This is a genomic window from Paenibacillus tritici (genome assembly GCF_013204885.1).
GTDB classification, from domain to species: domain Bacteria; phylum Bacillota; class Bacilli; order Paenibacillales; family Paenibacillaceae; genus Paenibacillus_AQ; species Paenibacillus_AQ tritici.
This window is the reverse complement of sequence record NZ_JABMKX010000010.1, coordinates 209,764-228,392: the sequence shown is the minus strand read 5'-3', so window position 1 is coordinate 228,392 and position 18,629 is coordinate 209,764. Positions and strand designations below refer to the sequence as shown.

Below are 18,629 nucleotides of genomic sequence, written 5' to 3'. Positions count from 1 at the left end.
CCTTTCAGTGTGTTGCATCAAGCTCTTTCAGAGCTAGTGTCCTTCATGTGTACTTTCATCCACCGGTGAGCTTGGCAGCGGCTGATCGACCTCCGGATCAGGTTCGCTGTCAAATTCCGTTCCGCTGGACGGCTCGGGAGAAGGATGGATTTCTTTGTTATCCTTATGCTCCGGATTGCCGTTGTCCATATCCATCTCCTTACCGTGACCACTCATATGCTCACTGTGGTCTCCCGGTGGAGGGCTGAACTCCAGATGGGTGGAAGAATAGGTTTTGCGTCCAAGGTAGTCAGTGGCCAGCAAGCCCTTGAACTCTTCCTCAGTAAGCTTAGGCGCGGTTTCCTTCACTTCCTTGACCCAGTCCTCGTAACCCTTGTTACTTAAGACAAGCGCTTCAAACTCCATGTGTGCAAAGCCCTTACCGCTGAAGTTCGCATTTTTGCCGATATAAGAGCCTTCGGTATCTGCGGACAGATGAAGCGTTGTCAGCATGTCGCTCATGGCGTACTTTTGACCGGCAAGCTGTGGAATCCATAAGCTGGTAATGGTGCCGAATGAGTACATTCTGAATTCAACTGCACGATGAACCGGCATATTCACGTAGTTCACCGTCTCAATTCCTTCTTCAGGATAGCTGAAATGCCATTTCCAGTTGGAAGAGGAAGCATAGATGACCAGCGGAGTCTGATCTTTATAGTCCGCAGCCACATTCTCCACTTCAGTAGTTGTCTTGACGGTTACAACGGACAGGAAGGCTACGATAATGATCGGGATGATAATCCAGATGGCCTCCAGTACCACGTTGCCTTCCTCATGCTTAGGGATGTAATCCTCATTACTCTTCTTCGCACGATACTTCACCAGTACAAAGATGTATAGAATGTAGACAACAGCCAGAACACCAAGCATAACAATGATAGAGAGAATAATGGTGTCAGATAACGTTCTTGCAGACGGCCCCTTCGGGTTCAGAACAGCGATCGAGCTGCATCCCGGCAGGAGAAGGATCAGGCTTAGAAACAAAGCGTATAACGGTCCCTTTTTTTTCATATAGAACTCCTTCCTTCAATACTACTTTTCATTCGCCGTTCATTAACGGACTTACATTGATCTGTATCTATAGTAAGAACTACTTACCCATAATGCAAAATACATATTTTGTATAATAAGCTAATAAAGTCCTTAAAAATGGCGAACAAGTTAAATATGTGTGATCAAATTGTTACAACTACCTAAGGGTATGATAAAGATCACTGTAGTGGCGCACTTTAGCTAATTTTAAGGTTGTTCAATTTTTGTTCAATATTTCATGATTGTTATTAATTTTGTCACAATTATTTGGGGTAAAAAACCCGTAATTTAACCGCTTATTGCTTGCTGCGACAGCATTCGACGAAAAATGCCTACTTTCTGAAAATAGTGACGAACCCTCATTTCCCATTGCAGAGAGTAACAATTTTTTAGCTTACGGTTACAATCTCTCAAATTACGTTATATCTATATGTGATAAAGTGATAGACAAATATACATAGATTGGAGACTGCTGCTGTGCGTATCAAAAAAATAATGCTGTTATTCATGTCCTTATTCCTAATTATGGGTCTTGTGCAGATCCCGGCTAACGCTGAAGGCAATAGCACTACTCTGAAGCTTGGAGTAAACGATAAATTAAGTGCGATCGAAGCTGTATCTGACAAAGGCACCTATTATGTTCCGCTGCGCTCTCTGGCGGATGAGCTGAAATGGACCCTCACCGGTCTGGCTAACGGGATTCACATCTCTGGCGGCTCCGGCTCCCTGACCTTGCTGAAGAACGACGGCGGGGCTATGCTCAAAGACGGCAAAGTGGTGCCTATGAGTACATTTGTGCAAAATGGCAAGCTAATGGTTCCACTGAAGGTCAGCGCTTCTCTCGGGTATAGCATTTCCTATGCGGGGGATAAATATTTACTTCGTGTCAAGGACAGCTCGGCGCAGCTGACAGATGGGGCCTTTACCGATAAATATGCTGCTGAGCTGAAGCCGAAGGCTCCAGTGGTTCCAGTGACTCCTGTAACTCCGGCTGAACCGGGCAAACCGGGCCGGACTGTGTATCTTACCTTCGACGACGGCCCGTCGGCCACTACTGGCGAGCTGCTGGATATCCTGCACAAATATAACGTAGAGGCGACCTTCTTCATGCTGGGGAACAACATGAATGAGCATCCCGCCCAGGTGAAACGGATTGCGAAGGAAGGCTATGGCTTAGCGCTGCATGGCGTGACCCACCGCAAGGAGAAGTTCTATGCCTCCCCTTCGGCGGCGCTTGCCGAGATGTCAGGGGCCAATGCGACATTGAAGAAGCTGACGGGAGTCAGCACCACCCTGATCCGTACGCCATACGGAAGCAAGCCCTATTTCACCAAGTCCTTCCGCGATAAAGTCCTGACGCAGGGATATCATCTCTGGGACTGGAACGTGGACTCCTATGACTGGAAATACAAACAGAACAGTGACAGAATCTATAACACCGTGATGGACCAGGTGAATAAGCTGAAGGCATCCAAGACCAATCCGGTCATTCTGATGCATGACCAGAAGGCTACACTCAAGGTGCTGCCGCGTATTCTGGAGAAGCTGAAGAAGGAAGGCTATACCTTCAAGCTCATCACGAAGGATATGGAGCCGCTCAATTTCTGGAAGGATAAACGCTGAGAAGAGTAGTTGATAAGAGTAGCTGAGAAGAGTAGCCGCTAAGAGCATAGGTACGTTAAGGAGCAAGCTGCGGGGGAGATCCCCGATGGCTTGCTTTTTTTTGTGGATAAGGAACCTGTCGCAGAAAGGAAAGGGATAAATCCCTCTGAATCGGCTGAAAGTAGGCCAGGCGTGGAAATGAAAGGGATAAATCCCTCGGAATCGGCTGAGTATAGCTCGAGAGAAGCAATGAAGAGCATAAGTGCACCTGAATACACTGGACGCGGGCTAAATGAGCAAATGAAGAGCATAAGTGCACCTGAATTCAGCGGACGCGGGCCAAATGAGTAAATGAAGAGCATAAGTGCACCTCAATTCACTGGACGCGGGCCAAATGAGCAAATGAAGAGCATAAGTGCACCTGAATTCAGCGGACGCAGGCTAAATGAGCGAATGAAGAGCATAAATGCATCCCATTACGCCAAATGCAGCGCGATCGCGGAACCTGTGTTGATAGATGTTTGGAATTTCATGTTAATGATTGACATATAGAGTCGACTGTATTAATAATAGTAGTACAGTTAATACACTTTAGCGCACCAGGATTATACATCATAGGAAGGGGGGACTGTCATGTTCGAGTTGGATGTACGCAGCCGCAAGCCGATCTATGAACAGCTGACCAGCAAGGTCAAAGAAATGATTATGCATGGTATTCTGCAGGCGGATGAGCAATTGCCTTCAGTGCGAGCCTTATCCTCGCAGCTCACGGTGAACCCCAATACGATCCAGAAAGCCTACAGGGAGCTGGAACGGGAGGGTTATATCTATTCACTGCAGGGCAAAGGAAATTTCGTGGCTGCGCTGCAGCAGGGACATAATGAGAGCAAACGGGCAGAGCTGAAGGAAGAACTGCTGCGGCTGATGGCGGAGGCAGTCTACCTTGGATTTACAGAAAGTGAGATGAGTGCACTGTACCGTCAGGCACTGGATCATAGAAGAGGGGAGAACAGCCATGATTGAGATACGCGGAGTGAGCAAGATTTTCCTGGAGGACAAGGCCGTTGACAACATTTCACTGACCGTACATAAAGGTGCCATCTATGGATTGCTGGGATCGAACGGAGCAGGCAAAACAACGCTTCTGAAGACTCTCGCGGGTATTTATCGTCCGGATGCAGGCAGTGTGAAGATAAGCGGGGAGGCGGTCTTAGAGTCACCTGAGGTGAAGCGCAGGCTGATCTTCATGCCGGACAGTCCCTATTTCTTCACCCAGGCCACGATTAGGAGTATGGCGGCATTCTACCGTTCCATCTACCCGGGATGGAGCCAGAAGCGGTATGAGGAGCTTGTAACCGTGTTCCGCCTGGATGCCCGGCGTAAGCTGAGCCGGTTCTCCAAGGGGATGCAGCGTCAGGCCGCCTTCCTCCTGGCGCTTAGCTGTAAGCCGGATGTGCTGATTATGGATGAGCCGATTGACGGGCTGGACCCGGTGATGCGCCGCCAGATCAAGAATCTATTGTTCCAGGAAGTGGCTGAGCGGGAGCTGACCGTACTGATCTCTTCGCATAATCTGCGGGAGATTGAGGATTTATGCGACCATGTCGGCATTATGCATGAGGGCCGGATGCTGGTTGAGAAGGATCTGGATGATCTTAAGGCGGACACGCATAAGATTCAGGTAGCGTTCCGCGACGCACGTCATGCGGCGGCACTGGAGGCCAAGCTGCAGATTCTCCATCAGGAGCAGCGGGGAAGTGTCAGCCTGTATATTGTAAAAGGGGACCGGGAGCGGATCAGCCAGGCTTTTCATGTCTACGATCCGTATGTGTTTGATCTGCTGCCGCTGACGCTGGAAGAAATCTTTATTTACGAAATGGGGGATGCCGGTTATGACGCGCAGCCGATTATTCTTTAACACCAGTATCATCCGCCAGAATCTGCGCCAGCATGGCTGGATTGGAATTTTATATACCCTGGTCCTCTTGTTTGTGCTCCCGTTACAGCTCTTCATTAATGGTGACCGGCTGGAGGAGCCTGTTGCCATGGACAATCTGTTCGGTCTGGGCATTGATATTGGGGTTATTCTAATTATTTTTCCAATAGGAGCCGGATTGTTCCTGTTCCGTTATCTGCAGTCCAAACGGTCGTCTGATCTAATGCACAGCCTTCCGCTGCGCCGAGCTCATCTGCTGGCTTCCCATGCGGCAAGCGGCCTGCTTCTGCTGCTGCCGCCCGTGTGGATTACGGCTGCGGTTACATCGCTCGTCCGCCCTCTTCATGGCAACATGTACATTTTTCAAGGAGCGGAGATCTGGGAGTGGTGCCTGACCCTCAGTCTGTTAACGCTGTTTCTGTTTGTTTTCACTGTTTTTGTAGGCATTTGCACGGGACAGACCATTCTGCAGGGAATCCTGATCATCATTCTGCTGTTACTTCCGGCTGGACTGCTGCAATTCGTCAACATTCACCTGGGGAGATATTTGTACGGCTATCCCGATTGGTCCGGGCTGTACGATGTTCAGACGAAGTGGGCACCAATTCTGCGTGTGGTAGATTTACCCGTCGCTCCCCTCAGCTTGACCGAGAAATGGGGTTATGCGATCTTCTCCGCTCTGTTCCTGGCAGGGTCCTTCTTACTCTATCGTGTACGCCACAGTGAACAAGCCGGACAAGCGCTGGCCTTCACGTACTTCAATCCGCTGTTCAAAGCGGGGGTTATGCTCTGCACCATGCTGCTGGCCAGCACTTACTTCGGCAGCCTTAAGCGGCAGCCCGGCTGGATCATCGGCAGTGTGATTGCCGGAGGGCTGATTGGTTATATCGTAGTCGAGATGATTCTACGCAAAACCTGGCATATTATGACCCGCAGACTGGTGCTGGAATTCGCGGTGTATGGCGTGCTGATGGCTCTGCTAATCTATATCCCGGTCTCCGGACTAACCGGCTACGAGAACCGGGTCCCGCAGAATGATAAGGTAGCTGAAGTATTTGCCGGGGGCAATTACCGTGAATTAACAGAGAACCAGGTGGGTGACACTACCCGGAAGGAAATGGAGGATGAGGTATTCTCCGCAGACCGGAAGTACATCGAAGCTGTAACTGCATTACATCATGCTGTGGTCACTGCTAAACCGGATCAGAAGAACGGTCCTTGGAGTGAGTATCCTAGATCCCGGAATTTTACGCTGGTGTACCGGCTGGAGAGCGGACGGAAGCTTATGCGGACCTACAATGTTCCTATAGCGGGCTTCGAACCGGAGCTGAAAGCGGTCATGGAACATGAGGAATACAAGCGCGACAGGTATCTCCTTACCCGGATGAATGAGAATATTGAGAGCTTCAGACTGAATAACAGGAACAAGACAGTTGTCATTTCCGATCCGCAGGAAGTACTGGAGTTCACCGGGCTTCTGAAACGGGAGATTCTTAATAAGTCCTTTGAGGATGAGATCTCTGATCAACGGGAGAAGGCATCCATTCAAATCGTCTATAAGCCGGATTCATCCCGGTTCCAGCAGAACTCCTATACGTATAACTGGAATCCTTCTTACAAGGAAATGACCGCCTGGATGGAACAGAAGGGCTATGCGGACAAGCTCAGGGTTACTGCAAAGGAAGTGGTATCCGCTGAGATGTTCAAGGATATCCATCATAGTGCTATCCCCTCCCGGCAGCTTTACAATGCTCACACCCGTCTGCAACTGGCGCGCGATGAGAAGCGGTCGGTTGTCATTACAGACAAGGCCCTTCTGGAAGATGTTATGCTGCACCAGCGTAAATTTACCAGCCAAGAGGGAAGGTATGTAGTGATGATAGAATATAAGAGCGGAAATACTGATTTTGTTTCACTGGACGAACAAGAGATGACACCGGCGCTTAAGGCCCTTCTCCCATAGTCTGCTTATCCTATTGAAGTGAATAATAGTCCTATCTACGCCCCTGCACACTGGAGATTTTCCTGTGCGGGGGCATTGCTCTGTTATGTCCTGGGGACAAGCAGCACTTGATTCTGGGTTATATTAAGTAAAGGATATTGAGTATATAGAGGTCTATGTAAGGAGGAACAGGAATGGAAGAGGTACAAGATCATCTGGATCACGGACTCCAGATTGTGTTCATAGGCTTCAACCCCAGCATAAGGTCAGGGGAGTTGGGCCATCACTACGCGAACCCGCGCAATAACTTCTGGCGCATACTGCATAAGTCCGGGCTGACGCCGCGGCTATACGAGGCCTCAGAGGACGGGGACCTGCTGAAGCTGGGCTACGGGTTCACCAATATTGTCGCTCGTCCCACGGTAGGGGCCGAAGATATCACCCGGGAGGAGTACGCCAAGGGCCGTGAGCTTCTGCGGGCCAAGCTGGAGGAATACCGCCCGGAGATTGCCTGCTTTGTCGGCAAGGGCGTGTACACAGAGTTCAGCCGCAGAACTACAGCCGCCTGGGGCTTCCAGGAGGGCATTACTCCCGTGGTGGACGGAGTCCGCGAGTTCGTCGCCCCATCATCCAGCGGCCTGGTCCGCATGCCGATGCCGGAGATCGTAGGGATCTACTCGCAACTGCGTGACTTCACCGAGGAGCAGGAGCCTTGAGGCCGGAGATATCCGTCATATGGGCGCGTGTGAAATATTAAAAACCGAACACAATTGGGACTACTCCAGTATGAAAAAGGGCCGCATAGACCAAATGTAATCGAAAAACCGAACACATTTGGACTGGGAGCGCCGCGTAGGCCGTGCGTTTATTGCAGTGCCAGACGTATTTTCACAGAAAAACCGAATACATTGCGCTGGCGCGAGGGGGAGTGGCAGGGTCTTACGATTTATTTCGTGTCCCGCTTAAACAACGTTCTGTTCACGCAGCGTCCACCCAAGCGCCTACGCTGATCCTGCTCCAAAGTAAAAGGTTCTCCGAAGTAACCAATTCCATTTACGCAGCGCCCACCCAAACCAAAAAAAGCTGCCCCCATCAGTCATTTCATGACCTTTGGGAACAGCCCTTAAATAGCAGCCTGCCTATATCTGGATCAGCAGCAGGATGATGGAGGACAGAGACAGGCAGACGCTGACGAGATAGAGCACGGCGACCACTTGTTTCTGATTGAGGCCGGCCTTCAGCAGCCGGTAATGAACCTGAGAGGCATCGGCCTGATAGATGGCTTGTCCTTTGAGGAACCGTTTGACGACGACAAAAATATTGTCGAAGATCGGCACGCCCAGCGCGAGAATCGGAATGAACAGCGATAATACGGTGGCCTGCTTGAAAGCGCCGTCCAGTGCAATCACGGCCAGAATGAAGCCGAGGAAGGTGGCGCCGGCATCGCCCATGAAGATTTTGGCCGGAGCCTTGTTGAAGCGTAAGTATGCCAGGGTTACCCCGATCAAGGAAACTGCCATGAACGCAGAGGTGGATTGGCCCATTGCAAGGGCGACTACGAACAGGGTTACAGCCGAAATCGCAGTTAGCCCGCCAGCCAGACCGTCCATGCCGTCCGAGAAATTAATGACCGTTGTGACACCGAAGATCCAGATAATCGTCAGCAGGAACTGCAAAATGAACGGCAGTGAGATATAATCACCTGAGAACGGATTGATGAACCCGGTAAAGGCATTGCCTGAAAAGAAGACCAGAACGGCGGCGGCAATCTGCACGATGAACTTGGGCAGCGCCGGGAAGTCCTTGCCTTTGGTTTTGTACCAGTCGTCGATGGTTCCTATCGTCAGCAGAAGCACACCGCCGATGAACAGGGCGAGCGTCTCCAGAGTGAATTCACGGGCGAAGAGCAGATATGTAATGAAAAAACCTACGAATATAGCATAGCTCGCTGTAAGCGGGATTGGCTCCCTGTGGATCTTACGTTCCACATCTTCCCGCGGCCTATCCACGAAATCCAGCCGGAAAGCCAGCTTGCCAAGAGGAGGAATCAGCAGATAAACGATAAAAAATGACACCAAAAAAGCTAAACCGTAAAAAATGACAATCACCCCGTTGATTTTTTTGAAATAAAGAATGAATTGGACGGCAAAGCCATTTCTGCTTAGCTGCTCTACCCAAGATTATATCGCAGAAGGTTGTATGTTGTCGAACCTGCAAATGAGATGGAGGGAATTATGAGGTACGATTGTGTTTTATTTGATGCTGATGATACGCTGTATGATTACGGGATGGCAGAGAGCCACGCCCTGTCCCATGCCTTCTCCCACTTCGGGCTGCCGACAGGCGCGCAGGAGTATGCCGCCAGCTACCAGGAGATTAACCGCTCGTTGTGGAAGGATCTGGAGCAAGGGAAGATTACCTCTGCCGCCCTGCGGGTGGAACGGTTCAACCGGCTGTTTGCCGCCCATGAGCTTAAGTTTAAGCCGGATGAATTCAGTGAAGCGTATCTGCGCTTTCTGGGGGAGGGTACCTTCCTGATTCAAGGAGCAGCCGAGCTCTGCGGTGAGCTTGCCGGATGCAGGCTGGCTATTATAACTAACGGAATCAAGGATGTGCAGCAATCCAGAATCAAGGGCTCCCCGCTTAGCGAGGTGTTCGAGGCGATTATTATTTCGGAGGAGACGGGCTATCAGAAGCCGGAGACCGGGATTTTTGACTATGCATTTGAGAAGCTTAAGCTTGCCGATAAACGTAAGGTGCTGATGGTTGGCGACTCCCTGACCTCGGATATTCAGGGCGGGATCAATTATGGTATTGATACGTGCTGGTTCAATCCGCTGGGCAAGCCGGGTAATCCTGAGATAACGCCTACCTATGAGATTCGCAGCCTGGATGAGCTTCTGGAGATTGTGAATGAATAGGGCTTGAACAGCGCAGGAAGGTTGAAAGTTTCGTTCTTGTGTTAAATATATAGGTGCGCTAGATTCCTTCTTTAATCATAACAACACACGGGAGAGGATATTGTATGAGAAAAAAATGGTTGATTGCCGCTGTTGTCACCGGCCTTACGGTAACAGGTTCAGCAGGCGTGTACGCAGGCACCAAATTGCAGGAAATCAAAGCTTATCTGAACCACAGCTTAGGGATTGTGGTGGATGGAACTCCTTATTGGATGAAGGACGGTAACGGCAAAACCTTGACGCCGATCACCTATAATGGCCTCACGTACCTGCCGGTCCAGTCGATTGCTTCTGTGCTGAAGGTGCCTATCAATTACGATGCGGCCAATTATAAAGTGAGAATCGGCGCCGGCAGCGGGGATATTCCGGCTCCTGCCCCGACTCCGACTCCTGCTCCAGGAACTTCCACCGGCGGGGGGAATACTGCCCCAGTAGTTGAGGGGACGGCCAGACCGGTTAATCTGCCTAAGGATTTCCCGATTCCGGTCGACGCCTTGATTGCAATTACCCTGGATACGGATGCCGGCGGCTTGAAGAAGTCAGCCTTCACCTATTCCACGCAGGAAACACTGGAGACTATGGGCTTCGTGTACAGTGAATATTCGCGGATTAAAACGCTGGATAATGCTTCTGAGTCAGTATCAGCCAGCAATGTCAGAATTACAGGCAGACTCGGCGGGACAAGCCCGGTATCCATTACAGGCAAAGCATCCACAACCCGGCCAGGCTATAATCTCTTCACGATTACCTGGTCGGAGAGCTGAGCTGAAGCCGATAAGGTAGTCCGTTATGCAGCCAGACCTACTAAAGAACTCCGGCGAGGAAGTCAGCCGGAGTTCTTCAGCATGGAATGCTCGATATCGTTAAGCCTGTGGGCGGGTATCCAGCGGTTTCAGGTGGGCCTCAATCTGTGCCCGCTTCGATTCCAGGAACGGAGGCAGAGCCAGGGATTCGCCCAGATGCTCAACCTCTTCATCCGTGGCGAATCCCGGTCCGTCTGTAGCCAGCTCGAACAGGATGCCATTCGGCTCACGGAAATACAGTGAGCGGAAATAGAAGCGGTCAACAAATCCCGAGTTGGGCAGCTGTACGGTACGGATGCGTTCGATCCACTGCTTCAGCTCCTCTTCGTTATCCACGCGGAAGGCCACATGATGCACGCCGCCCCGTCCCAGCCGCTCCTGCGGGAGGTCGCTGCGTTCCTCCAGATGGATCTCCGTGCCGGAGCCGCCTTCACCGGTCTCGAACACGATTACCTCCGGCTGACCGGCAACAGGCGAAGGGTAGGTTCCCTTACGGCGGAAGCCAAGCAGGTCCTCCAGGATCAGGGCGGTGTGTTCAGCAGTCTCGACGGTCAGATGCGCTGGTCCGAGTCCAATTATGGCGTATTCGGCTGGAACGGGACTCTTGGCCCAGGGCTTGCCGCCGGCCATGCCCTCGTTATGCTCATCCGAGACGAGGATCAGGCGCTGGCCCTCATGGTCGGTGAAGGCCAGCGTCTTGCGGCCGCCGCGTTCGGTGATTTCCTCATGCTCAACGCCGAGCACCGTGAACCGCTGTGTCCAGAAGAGCAGGGCTTCATCACTGGGAACGCGTAGGGAGAGCGCGGAGATGCTGTTGTTGCCGTCGCGGTTCCGCCCTGCATTAGGCAGCTCGAAGAAGGTAAGCTCTGTGCCCGGATTCCCTGTCTCATCCCCATAGAACAGGTGATAGACAGACACATCGTCCTGGTTGACGGTCTTCTTGATCAAGCGGAGTCCAAGTACTTCGGTGTAGAATTTGTAGTTTTCCGGTGCTTTGGCTGTAATGGCGGATACATGATGAAGCCCTTTTAATGTTAAACTCATAAGAATACCTCCTGAATGTTGTGTTATGCTGCTATATTATTAAAGCTGCAAATTACTTATTAATATTAAGTTACTATAATTTTAATAGTAAATGAGTAATTTTGCAAGAGGTATTCCAAGTATATAAGAGGCAATAAAGAAATAAACAAAAAGCAAAAGAAGCGGAGGGGAAATTTGGAACTGGAGGAGCGGTAGCGACCGCCTGAAAGCTTTCCGCAGGAAAGCTCGCTTCGGAAGCATCAGCAGTCCCCGGATTTCATCCGCGAACAGCGGAGTAGATCAAGAAATCTGGGGACAACAGCGGCCGGAAGTCCAAATGTTCACCGTAGTGACGATAAGCTTCAAGTTCAATCTTATGTGCGTCTTATATACAATTTATTATTCAAGAAAGCGGGGTTAATCATGCACACCAGATCAAGTCTGCTGAAGCAGCTGGAGAGCCTGGGAATAGATCCGCAGGGAACACTGCTGGTTCATTCCTCGTTTAAAAGCATCGGTGAAGTCGAAGGGGGAGCAGATACCGTACTCGATGTTCTCTCCGAATATATGAAGGAGGGTCTGTTAGTTCTGCCGACACATACCTGGTCGTATATTAACGGGGAGAATCCGCGTTTCTCCGTGCTGGAGTCGCCTTCCTGCGTCGGCATTCTGCCGGAACTGTTCCGGGCGCGGCCGGGCGTCATCCGCTCCTGGCATCCGACACATTCGGTAGCTGCGCTTGGCGCAGATGCGGCTGGCTTCACAGCCGGAGATGAACGCTGGGATACACCGTGCGCACGCAAATCGGTATATGGCAAGCTGCTGGACCGCAAGGCAGATATTATGCTGCTTGGTGTCGATCTGCGGAGGAACACCTTCATCCATGGGATTGAAGAGTGGGTGGATATCCCCGGCCGGATGACGGACGGGCATGAACCGCTCTGTACCGTGACCCCCGGAGGACAGGAGATTCCCGTCCCTTCACGCAGGCATAGCGGGTTGTCCTGGTCGCAGCATTTTTGGAAGGTAGAGTCTGTGCTGGAGGATGGCGGGGCTCTGCGCAGGGGGAGCTTCGGCGATGCGGCGGTCATGCTCTGCGGGACTGTGGAGACAACCCGCATCCTGAGCGCCATGCTGGAGGAGAATCCGGATTTGTTCTCAGACAATGAGCCGCTCGGCGGGGAGGACGTACCCGAGGCGCTGCCCAAGACGAAGCGGGAACAACCTTTACAGGCAGCAATGAGGCGTACGGAAGGTTAATTCAGGCAAGATATCTACTGCTTCTGGCAGGTTTCTATCAATGTATGGTATATTATTCTCACAAAAAACATAGTAAGGAGATTGGAAATGGAAAAAACATTGATCTTTGGACACAAAAACCCGGATACAGATACCATCTGCTCAGCAATTGCCTATGCGTCACTCAAGAAGGAATTAGGCTGGGATGCCGAGCCGGTCCGGCTTGGAGACATCAGCGGGGAGACGCAGTTCGCCCTTGACTATTTTGCGGTAGAAGCACCGCGTCTGGTAGAGAACGTAGCCGCAGAAGCCAAACAAGTGATCCTGGTTGACCATAATGAACGCCAGCAAAGCGCGAATGATATCGATCAGGTCCGTGTGGTTGAGGTCATTGATCATCACCGGATTGCGAACTTTGAGACGGCCTACCCGCTGTACTACCGGGCCGAGCCTGTAGGCTGTACTGCCACTATCCTGAACAAGCTGTACAAAGAGAACGGCGTAGCCATTCCGAAGAACATCGCCGGGCTGATGCTGTCCGCAATCATTTCCGACTCCTTGCTGTTCAAGTCGCCGACCTGCACAGAGCAGGATGTGGCCGCTGCGCGTGAGCTGGCTGAGATTGCCGGAGTGGACGCTGAGAGCTACGGCCTGGACATGCTCAAAGCCGGTGCAGACCTGAGCGATAAGACTATCGCCCAGCTGATCTCTCTGGATGCTAAGGAATTCAAGATGGGTGATTACAAGGTGGAGATTGCCCAGGTCAACGCAGTGGATGTGAATGATGTGTTATCCAAGCAGGCTGAACTGGAAACGGCACTTGCTGCAATTATCGACGACAAGGGACTCGATCTGTTCCTGTTCGTGGTTACCGATATCCTGAACAATGATTCCGTGGGCTTGGCTCTGGGCCGTGTAGCCGGAGCTGTAGAGCAGGCTTACAATGTGAAGCTGGATGACAATAAGGCTGTGCTTAAGGGTGTAGTCTCCCGTAAATCACAGATTGTACCGGTTCTTACGGAGACCATCGCCAAGCTGTAAAAGAGGTTCCCGGAGTTAACCGGGCTGCGTACCCGCTATAATTGTGCCTTAACCGCCTTAACCGTCTGTGCATTTCCCCAGGAAATTGTACAGGCGGTTTTATTTTACAATTCAGAGCAACTCCTTGGCGTCTGAAGGGTATAAACAGCATAGGACATTCAAGGGGGACGGGAAAAAATGGGGAAGATGCGCAAGCTGGTTGCTTCAACACTCTGCCTGATGATGGTCTCGGGAGGAGGCTTGCTGTACGCCGCTGCCGGCAAGACAGATCTCTCAATGTATGTGAATAATGTGCTGCTCAAGCAGCCGGCCTTATCCTCCGACGGCGGGGTCTACCTGCCTGTGGAGCAGCTTCCGGAGAATCTGCAGGCGATCATGTCCGTGGACGAGTCGGCAGGGACGGTCCGGATCTACAAGCCGAATGTGAACACGGTACTGCTTGATGACCAGGGGAAGATTTTCGGCAAAGTAAGAAGTGACTCCAGCAGCACCTTCTCTGCCCTGGTACAGGTGGATCACTTGAAGACAGAGATATCGGATCTGAAGATTACCATCACTGATCCTGCGGGCAAGACGGATATCGTGGATAACCAGCCGATTACCGAGAAGAAAGACAGCTTCTGGTTCAAATCGGCAGCCTATAATTATAAGGTCACCGATAAGGGGAATTATATGATCCAGGTGTATTTCAAAGATGCGGCATCCAAGAAATGGTTCATCGTTTCAGAGCTGCAAATCTCGACTACTTGAAGACTGCCAAGGCTTCAATCTGATAACCATACAGGAGGCGATCCTATTGATAAAAGTATATCCTGCCGAGTCTGCGCACCGGTTCGATCACGGCTGGCTGAAGGGCAGTCATGTGTTCTCGTTTGGGGATTTCTATGACCCGGACAACACGGCATTCGGCCCGATGCGGGTCTGCAACGACGATACGATCTCCCCGGGCCGGGGCTTCGGCGCCCACCCGCACAGTGACATGGAGATTGTCTCTATTGTCCTGTCCGGCACCCTGCGTCATGAAGACAACCTGGGCAATGTGGCACAGACGTCTTTCGGCGGAATTCAGCGGATGTCGGCCGGGACAGGTGCGATTCATACAGAGCATAACCCTTCGGACAGTGAGCCGGTACGGCTGCTGCAGCTGTGGTTCATGCCAAGGACACGGGGAACCGCTCCATCCTATGCTACAGGACGATTCGATCCGGCGAAGCTTGAAGGAAGATTGCTCCCGGTTGTAGCGGCTGAAGCCTCAGCGGAGATTGTGGATATTGCCCAGGATATGACGATTTATCTCGGCAGGGCTCAGGCAGGCGGACAACTGGACTTCCGGCAGGAGCCGGGACGGCGCAGCTTCGTCTATCTGGTGGAAGGACAGCTCACCCTGAACGGGGACGCGGTGCTGAAGCCTGGAGATTCTGCGAGAATAGACGGAGTGGACAAGCTGGAGCTGAAGGCGGATGAGAATATACTGGTCATGGTGATTGATCTGCCGTAATTCAAGACCCGAATGCAGACAAGGAGGAGGAACTTCTGATGGCAGAACAGGAACGAGTGCTGGTGAAGCATTCCGTAACAGGACGCATGCTGGTGAGCAGTATGGAGGGAGTCGGTTACACCTTCGATGAGCAGGGCGGCCTGACCTTGATTACCCTGACAGGGGTTACGGCTGATCAAGGCGCGGCGGTGGTCGAGCTGAAGACCGAGCTTAATGTATTCCGGTTCGAGGAGCCTGCGGACGGACCTGTCATTAAGCATTGGTATTACGTAGGGGATAATCCGGTTACGTATGATTCGGACTCCGGGCGCCTTACGATAGCTGTGCAGTCCGAGATCGAATACCGGCCTGATCAATACTGGGCATAAGGCTTTAAGAGACATCAATTTGGCACGCTTTAGGTTTCTGGAGATCAGTTCTTTATTTAGGATCAAAGTAAGCACTTGGGTGAACGGTCCGTTCGCGGAGCGTCCACACTAAGTGCTTAAGTTAATCTACAAAAATACAAGGGTTCATCTTAATCTAAACCTTCACAGTATGTAGGAGAAAAAGATAGTTTTCGACAAAAATTTAGCTTTTTATACATAATAGTGAGAAATGTAGCAGAGTGCAGCATGGATAATAAGGAAAATAGAACCAGGAAAGATTATGGATTACTGAAAGGCGGAGGCCCATGGGAGCACTTCATATGAATGCGGCAGCGAATTACGGCAACAGGGAGTCTTATTTTGACGGGAAGCTCATTGAGTATATCGGCTGGTGTCTGGCGGGGTGGCTGGTTACGGTCTGTACAATCGGTATATGCTATCCCTGGTCTATAGTGATGATCTACCGGTGGAAGGTGGAGCATACCGTGGTGGAGGGCCAGCGCCTGCGGTTTGACGGTACGGCCGTCAGCCTGTTCGGACAATGGATCAAGTGGTTCCTGCTATCGGTGATTACGCTGGGAATCTACGGCTTCTGGGTGGTAATCAAGCTGGAGCAGTGGAGAACGAAGAATACCCATTTCCAATAATTCGCAATGATTTAGGACTTAAGAGCAATGAAGATACACGAAGAGCCATCTCCCGTTACCGGAGGATGGCTCTTCGTCTTGTGTTGAATTCTCGCTGCCGCTGGCGGCAAGAAGCGTTATTGCACCTTCTGCGGCTCTGGATAAGTCACGCCAAGCGTATCCACGCTGACCTTCTTCATCACCGGCGGCTGGTCAGGACGGTCATTCTCGCCACGCGGCAGATTGACGATAGCCTGCACGGCGTCAAGTCCTTCGGTAACTTTGCCGAAGGCGGCATACTCGCCGTCAAGGCTCGGATAAGAATCCGCCATAATGAAGAACTGTGAGCCCGCCGTATCCATCTCCTTGCCCCTGGCCATGGACAGCACGCCTTCCGTATGCAGCAGGTTGTTAGTGAAGCCGTTGTTATTGAACTCTCCCGCGATGCTGTAGCCCGGACCTCCAGTCCCCTTACCGTCAGGGTCACCGCCCTGAATCATGAATCCGGGAATAACCCGATGGAAGATGGTTCCGTCATAGAAGCCCTTCTGGATCAGTGAAATGAAGTTGTTGACTGTGTTGGGGGCAACCTCAGGATACAGCTCCGCCTTAATGATGCTGCCGTTATCCATCTCAATCGTAACCACCGGGTGGCTCGCGGTGGCTGAAGGTACGCCTTCCGTAGCTGCTGCAGGATTATTCTGTGGCAGCTCGCTGCCTGTTGTGGGACTGCCGTTTCCGTTCCCGGCAGTATTACTGGTTGGCTTGTTGCCGCAGCCCGCCAGAATCACGAGCATCAGGCACATTATCGCCAGCAGGATGACGGGTTGTCTTGTTGTAAGCTTCACTTCAGAATCTCTCCTTTTATGCTTGAATAATCTGGTACAATCACCTCTGTATCATACCTTCTTTGCCTTGCATCATGCAAAGCCTGCTATATAAGATGCACTTAGGTTTTGAACTTAAAGCTTCATCGTCACTACGGTGAACATTTGGACTTCCGGCCGCTGTTGTCCCCAGATTTCTTGATTTAAACCGCTCTTCGCGGTGGAAATCCGGTGACAAAGGCGGTCGCTACCGCTCCTACAGTTCCAAATTTCCCCTCCGCTTCTTTTGCTTTTTGTTAATTTCTTTAGTGCTTCTCATATAGGAAGCATTCATTGCCATCCTTAAGCCTTGTCCTTGCTGTGATGCTTTTTAGCGGTTGCCAGTGTCGTTCCATCAGGAACCGGGAGCAGCGCACTTTTGGAGCTGCCGATAAGCTGGGAGCTGTAGATGCCGCTGTGTCCCGAGAACAAATAGCTGATGATACAGGCAATGAACATATAGACCGCCCCGCCGGAGCCGAACAGCTCAATGCCCATAATGAAGCAGGCGATCGGTGTATTGACCGCTCCGCAGAAGACGGCGATGAAGCCGAGCGAAGCCAGAAAAGGGCCGTAGAGATGAAGGAGCCCGGCCAGGCTATTCCCCAGAGAAGCTCCGATAGCGAATAGCGGCGTCACTTCGCCGCCCTGGAAGCCGGTCCCCAGGGTGAAGGCGGTGAAGATAAGCTTCCACAGAAAAGCGAAGGGGGGTACATCCGCCGTAAACGAACCGCTGATTAGCGGAATTCCGAGGCCGAGATAGTCCCGTGTACCGGCAATATACACCAGGGCGATGATGATGAGACCGCCGGCGGCGCTTTTGAGCATAGGATTACGGATGAGGGCTGTGAAGGTCCGCTTCAGATAATGGGTAAGCTCACTGAACAGCAGGCTGCATAGACCGAATACGATGGAGGCGGCAATGACTTTGACCAGCACCAGCGCATCCATACCGGGGAAGGCATCCACCTGATAATGGATATGATGCACGCCCCACAAGCGGGAAGCGGTAAGATCCCCGGTGAAGCTGGCTACAAAACAGGGCAGCAGCGCCTTATGGCTGATCAGGCCAATAGCGATAACCTCCAGGCCGAACACCGTTCCGGCCAGCGGGGTTCCGAAGATGGAGCCGAAGCCGCCGCTGATTCCGCACATCAGCAGGATTCTGCGGTCGAGCGGACTGATCCTGATCCATCTTCCGAGGGCGTCGGCCAAGCTGCCGCCCATTTGTACTGCGGTGCCTTCGCGACCGGCCGAGCCGCCGAAGAGATGGGTAATCAGAGTTCCGGCAAGGACCAGAGGAGCCATCCGCAGCGGAATGGCTTCATTGCCCTGCTGAATCTGCTCCAGAATCAGGTTGTTTCCCTTGATACTGCTCTTGCCGTAACGCATATACAGCCCGCTAACGATAGCGCCCCCTAACGGAAGCAGGAAGAGCAGCCAGGCATGCTCGAGCCTTACCCTGGTGACCGCCTCCAGAGCGGTCAGGAACAGAGCGGAAGCACTTCCTGACAGCAGGCCCACCATTCCTCCGAGAATCACCCACTTCACGAACGTACTCCAGAGCGCCAGCTGACTCTGACGCGCTGCAAGCTCTGTCCACCGTGCATACTTACTTTTCATTCTGCTTAAGCCCCCGTACCTGAAATATACT

General features: G+C 51.8%; 18 protein-coding genes. 13 read left to right on the top strand and 5 right to left on the bottom strand.

Annotation, left to right across the window (positions count from 1 at the left end; translation table 11 throughout):
• Positions 1-33 precede the first annotated feature (33 nt).
• Positions 34-1,050 (bottom strand): cytochrome aa3 quinol oxidase subunit II, encoded by a 1,017-nt coding sequence (qoxA, locus tag HQN87_RS19310; protein WP_173136717.1) that lies wholly within the window; start codon positions 1,048-1,050, stop codon positions 34-36.
• A 528-nt stretch (positions 1,051-1,578) separates the two neighbouring features.
• On the opposite strand from qoxA, the gene HQN87_RS19305 reads away from it, so the two are divergent.
• The 5 genes from HQN87_RS19305 to HQN87_RS19285 all read left to right on the top strand — a co-directional run bounded on the left by HQN87_RS19305 (position 1,579) and on the right by HQN87_RS19285 (position 7,267).
• Positions 1,579-2,694 carry a polysaccharide deacetylase family protein gene (locus HQN87_RS19305; protein WP_254075565.1) on the top strand — a complete coding sequence of 372 codons (1,116 nt, stop codon included), beginning with the start codon at positions 1,579-1,581 and terminating at the stop codon, positions 2,692-2,694.
• 612 nt (positions 2,695-3,306) lie between these two features.
• Complete coding sequence (locus HQN87_RS19300; protein ID WP_173136715.1) at positions 3,307-3,696, top strand: GntR family transcriptional regulator; 390 nt, start codon at positions 3,307-3,309, stop codon at positions 3,694-3,696.
• A complete protein-coding gene (locus tag HQN87_RS19295; protein ID WP_173136713.1) occupies positions 3,689-4,591 on the top strand; it encodes an ABC transporter ATP-binding protein in 903 nt (300 codons plus the stop codon). Before HQN87_RS19300 ends, HQN87_RS19295 begins: the two co-directional genes overlap by 8 nt.
• The gene (locus tag HQN87_RS19290; protein ID WP_173136711.1) at positions 4,566-6,572 is read left to right on the top strand and encodes a DUF6449 domain-containing protein; all 2,007 of its coding nucleotides are present in this window, start codon (positions 4,566-4,568) and stop codon (positions 6,570-6,572) included. The genes HQN87_RS19295 and HQN87_RS19290 overlap by 26 nt, the downstream gene beginning before the upstream one ends.
• Before the next feature lie 173 nt (positions 6,573-6,745).
• A complete protein-coding gene (locus HQN87_RS19285) occupies positions 6,746-7,267 on the top strand; it encodes a mismatch-specific DNA-glycosylase (RefSeq protein ID WP_173136709.1) in 522 nt (173 codons plus the stop codon).
• A 423-nt stretch (positions 7,268-7,690) separates the two neighbouring features.
• Here the strand turns inward: HQN87_RS19285 and HQN87_RS19280 are convergent, their stop codons facing one another.
• Positions 7,691-8,650, bottom strand: a complete 960-nt coding sequence (locus HQN87_RS19280; RefSeq protein WP_173136915.1) for an MraY family glycosyltransferase — start codon at positions 8,648-8,650, stop codon at positions 7,691-7,693.
• A 135-nt stretch (positions 8,651-8,785) separates the two neighbouring features.
• Here HQN87_RS19280 and HQN87_RS19275 point away from each other — a divergent pair, with 135 nt between their 5' ends.
• Both HQN87_RS19275 and HQN87_RS19270 read left to right on the top strand, forming a co-directional pair.
• Positions 8,786-9,472 (top strand): YjjG family noncanonical pyrimidine nucleotidase, encoded by a 687-nt coding sequence (locus HQN87_RS19275; protein ID WP_173136913.1) that lies wholly within the window; start codon positions 8,786-8,788, stop codon positions 9,470-9,472.
• 104 nt (positions 9,473-9,576) lie between these two features.
• On the top strand, positions 9,577-10,275 hold the full coding sequence (locus tag HQN87_RS19270; protein ID WP_173136707.1) for a stalk domain-containing protein: 699 nt from the start codon (positions 9,577-9,579) through the stop codon (positions 10,273-10,275).
• Positions 10,276-10,374: 99 nt separating this feature from the next.
• Here the strand turns inward: HQN87_RS19270 and HQN87_RS19265 are convergent, their stop codons facing one another.
• Positions 10,375-11,358 (bottom strand): ring-cleaving dioxygenase, encoded by a 984-nt coding sequence (locus HQN87_RS19265; RefSeq protein WP_173136705.1) that lies wholly within the window; start codon positions 11,356-11,358, stop codon positions 10,375-10,377.
• Between the two features lie 402 nt (positions 11,359-11,760).
• Here HQN87_RS19265 and HQN87_RS19260 point away from each other — a divergent pair, with 402 nt between their 5' ends.
• The 6 genes from HQN87_RS19260 to HQN87_RS19235 all read left to right on the top strand — a co-directional run bounded on the left by HQN87_RS19260 (position 11,761) and on the right by HQN87_RS19235 (position 16,130).
• Positions 11,761-12,597 carry an AAC(3) family N-acetyltransferase gene (locus HQN87_RS19260; RefSeq protein WP_173136703.1) on the top strand — a complete coding sequence of 279 codons (837 nt, stop codon included), beginning with the start codon at positions 11,761-11,763 and terminating at the stop codon, positions 12,595-12,597.
• Positions 12,598-12,684: 87 nt separating this feature from the next.
• The gene (locus HQN87_RS19255) at positions 12,685-13,617 is read left to right on the top strand and encodes a manganese-dependent inorganic pyrophosphatase (RefSeq protein ID WP_173136701.1); all 933 of its coding nucleotides are present in this window, start codon (positions 12,685-12,687) and stop codon (positions 13,615-13,617) included.
• Positions 13,618-13,794: 177 nt separating this feature from the next.
• On the top strand, positions 13,795-14,367 hold the full coding sequence (locus tag HQN87_RS19250) for a hypothetical protein (RefSeq protein ID WP_173136699.1): 573 nt from the start codon (positions 13,795-13,797) through the stop codon (positions 14,365-14,367).
• 46 nt (positions 14,368-14,413) lie between these two features.
• Positions 14,414-15,115: a pirin family protein gene (locus HQN87_RS19245; RefSeq protein WP_173136697.1), complete on the top strand. Its 702-nt coding sequence runs from the start codon at positions 14,414-14,416 to the stop codon at positions 15,113-15,115.
• A 38-nt stretch (positions 15,116-15,153) separates the two neighbouring features.
• Positions 15,154-15,483, top strand: coding sequence for a hypothetical protein (locus HQN87_RS19240; RefSeq protein ID WP_173136695.1), 330 nt, complete (start codon positions 15,154-15,156; stop codon positions 15,481-15,483).
• 305 nt (positions 15,484-15,788) lie between these two features.
• The gene (locus HQN87_RS19235) at positions 15,789-16,130 is read left to right on the top strand and encodes a DUF898 family protein (protein ID WP_246553297.1); all 342 of its coding nucleotides are present in this window, start codon (positions 15,789-15,791) and stop codon (positions 16,128-16,130) included.
• 116 nt (positions 16,131-16,246) lie between these two features.
• Here HQN87_RS19235 and HQN87_RS19230 read toward each other — a convergent pair whose 3' ends face one another.
• A complete protein-coding gene (locus HQN87_RS19230) occupies positions 16,247-16,957 on the bottom strand; it encodes a peptidylprolyl isomerase (RefSeq protein ID WP_425516995.1) in 711 nt (236 codons plus the stop codon).
• Positions 16,958-17,278: 321 nt separating this feature from the next.
• A complete protein-coding gene (locus HQN87_RS19225) occupies positions 17,279-18,598 on the bottom strand; it encodes a voltage-gated chloride channel family protein (RefSeq protein WP_173136693.1) in 1,320 nt (439 codons plus the stop codon).
• Positions 18,599-18,629: the final 31 nt, after the last annotated feature.

What these genes read in the sequence shown, in the direction of transcription:
- HQN87_RS19240 (WP_173136695.1), top strand. Translation starts at nt 15,154, where the DNA reads ATGGCAGAACAGGAACGAGTGCTGGTGAAGCATTCCGTAACAGGACGC.
- qoxA (WP_173136717.1), bottom strand. Translation starts at nt 1,050, where the DNA reads ATGAAAAAAAAGGGACCGTTATACGCTTTGTTTCTAAGCCTGATCCTT.
- HQN87_RS19270 (WP_173136707.1), top strand. Translation starts at nt 9,577, where the DNA reads ATGAGAAAAAAATGGTTGATTGCCGCTGTTGTCACCGGCCTTACGGTA.
- HQN87_RS19260 (WP_173136703.1), top strand. Translation starts at nt 11,761, where the DNA reads ATGCACACCAGATCAAGTCTGCTGAAGCAGCTGGAGAGCCTGGGAATA.
- HQN87_RS19275 (WP_173136913.1), top strand. Translation starts at nt 8,786, where the DNA reads ATGAGGTACGATTGTGTTTTATTTGATGCTGATGATACGCTGTATGAT.
- HQN87_RS19250 (WP_173136699.1), top strand. Translation starts at nt 13,795, where the DNA reads ATGGGGAAGATGCGCAAGCTGGTTGCTTCAACACTCTGCCTGATGATG.
- HQN87_RS19265 (WP_173136705.1), bottom strand. Translation starts at nt 11,358, where the DNA reads ATGAGTTTAACATTAAAAGGGCTTCATCATGTATCCGCCATTACAGCC.
- HQN87_RS19235 (WP_246553297.1), top strand. Translation starts at nt 15,789, where the DNA reads ATGGGAGCACTTCATATGAATGCGGCAGCGAATTACGGCAACAGGGAG.
- HQN87_RS19225 (WP_173136693.1), bottom strand. Translation starts at nt 18,598, where the DNA reads ATGAAAAGTAAGTATGCACGGTGGACAGAGCTTGCAGCGCGTCAGAGT.
- HQN87_RS19255 (WP_173136701.1), top strand. Translation starts at nt 12,685, where the DNA reads ATGGAAAAAACATTGATCTTTGGACACAAAAACCCGGATACAGATACC.
- HQN87_RS19290 (WP_173136711.1), top strand. Translation starts at nt 4,566, where the DNA reads ATGACGCGCAGCCGATTATTCTTTAACACCAGTATCATCCGCCAGAAT.
- HQN87_RS19295 (WP_173136713.1), top strand. Translation starts at nt 3,689, where the DNA reads ATGATTGAGATACGCGGAGTGAGCAAGATTTTCCTGGAGGACAAGGCC.
- HQN87_RS19285 (WP_173136709.1), top strand. Translation starts at nt 6,746, where the DNA reads ATGGAAGAGGTACAAGATCATCTGGATCACGGACTCCAGATTGTGTTC.
- HQN87_RS19305 (WP_254075565.1), top strand. Translation starts at nt 1,579, where the DNA reads ATGTCCTTATTCCTAATTATGGGTCTTGTGCAGATCCCGGCTAACGCT.
- HQN87_RS19300 (WP_173136715.1), top strand. Translation starts at nt 3,307, where the DNA reads ATGTTCGAGTTGGATGTACGCAGCCGCAAGCCGATCTATGAACAGCTG.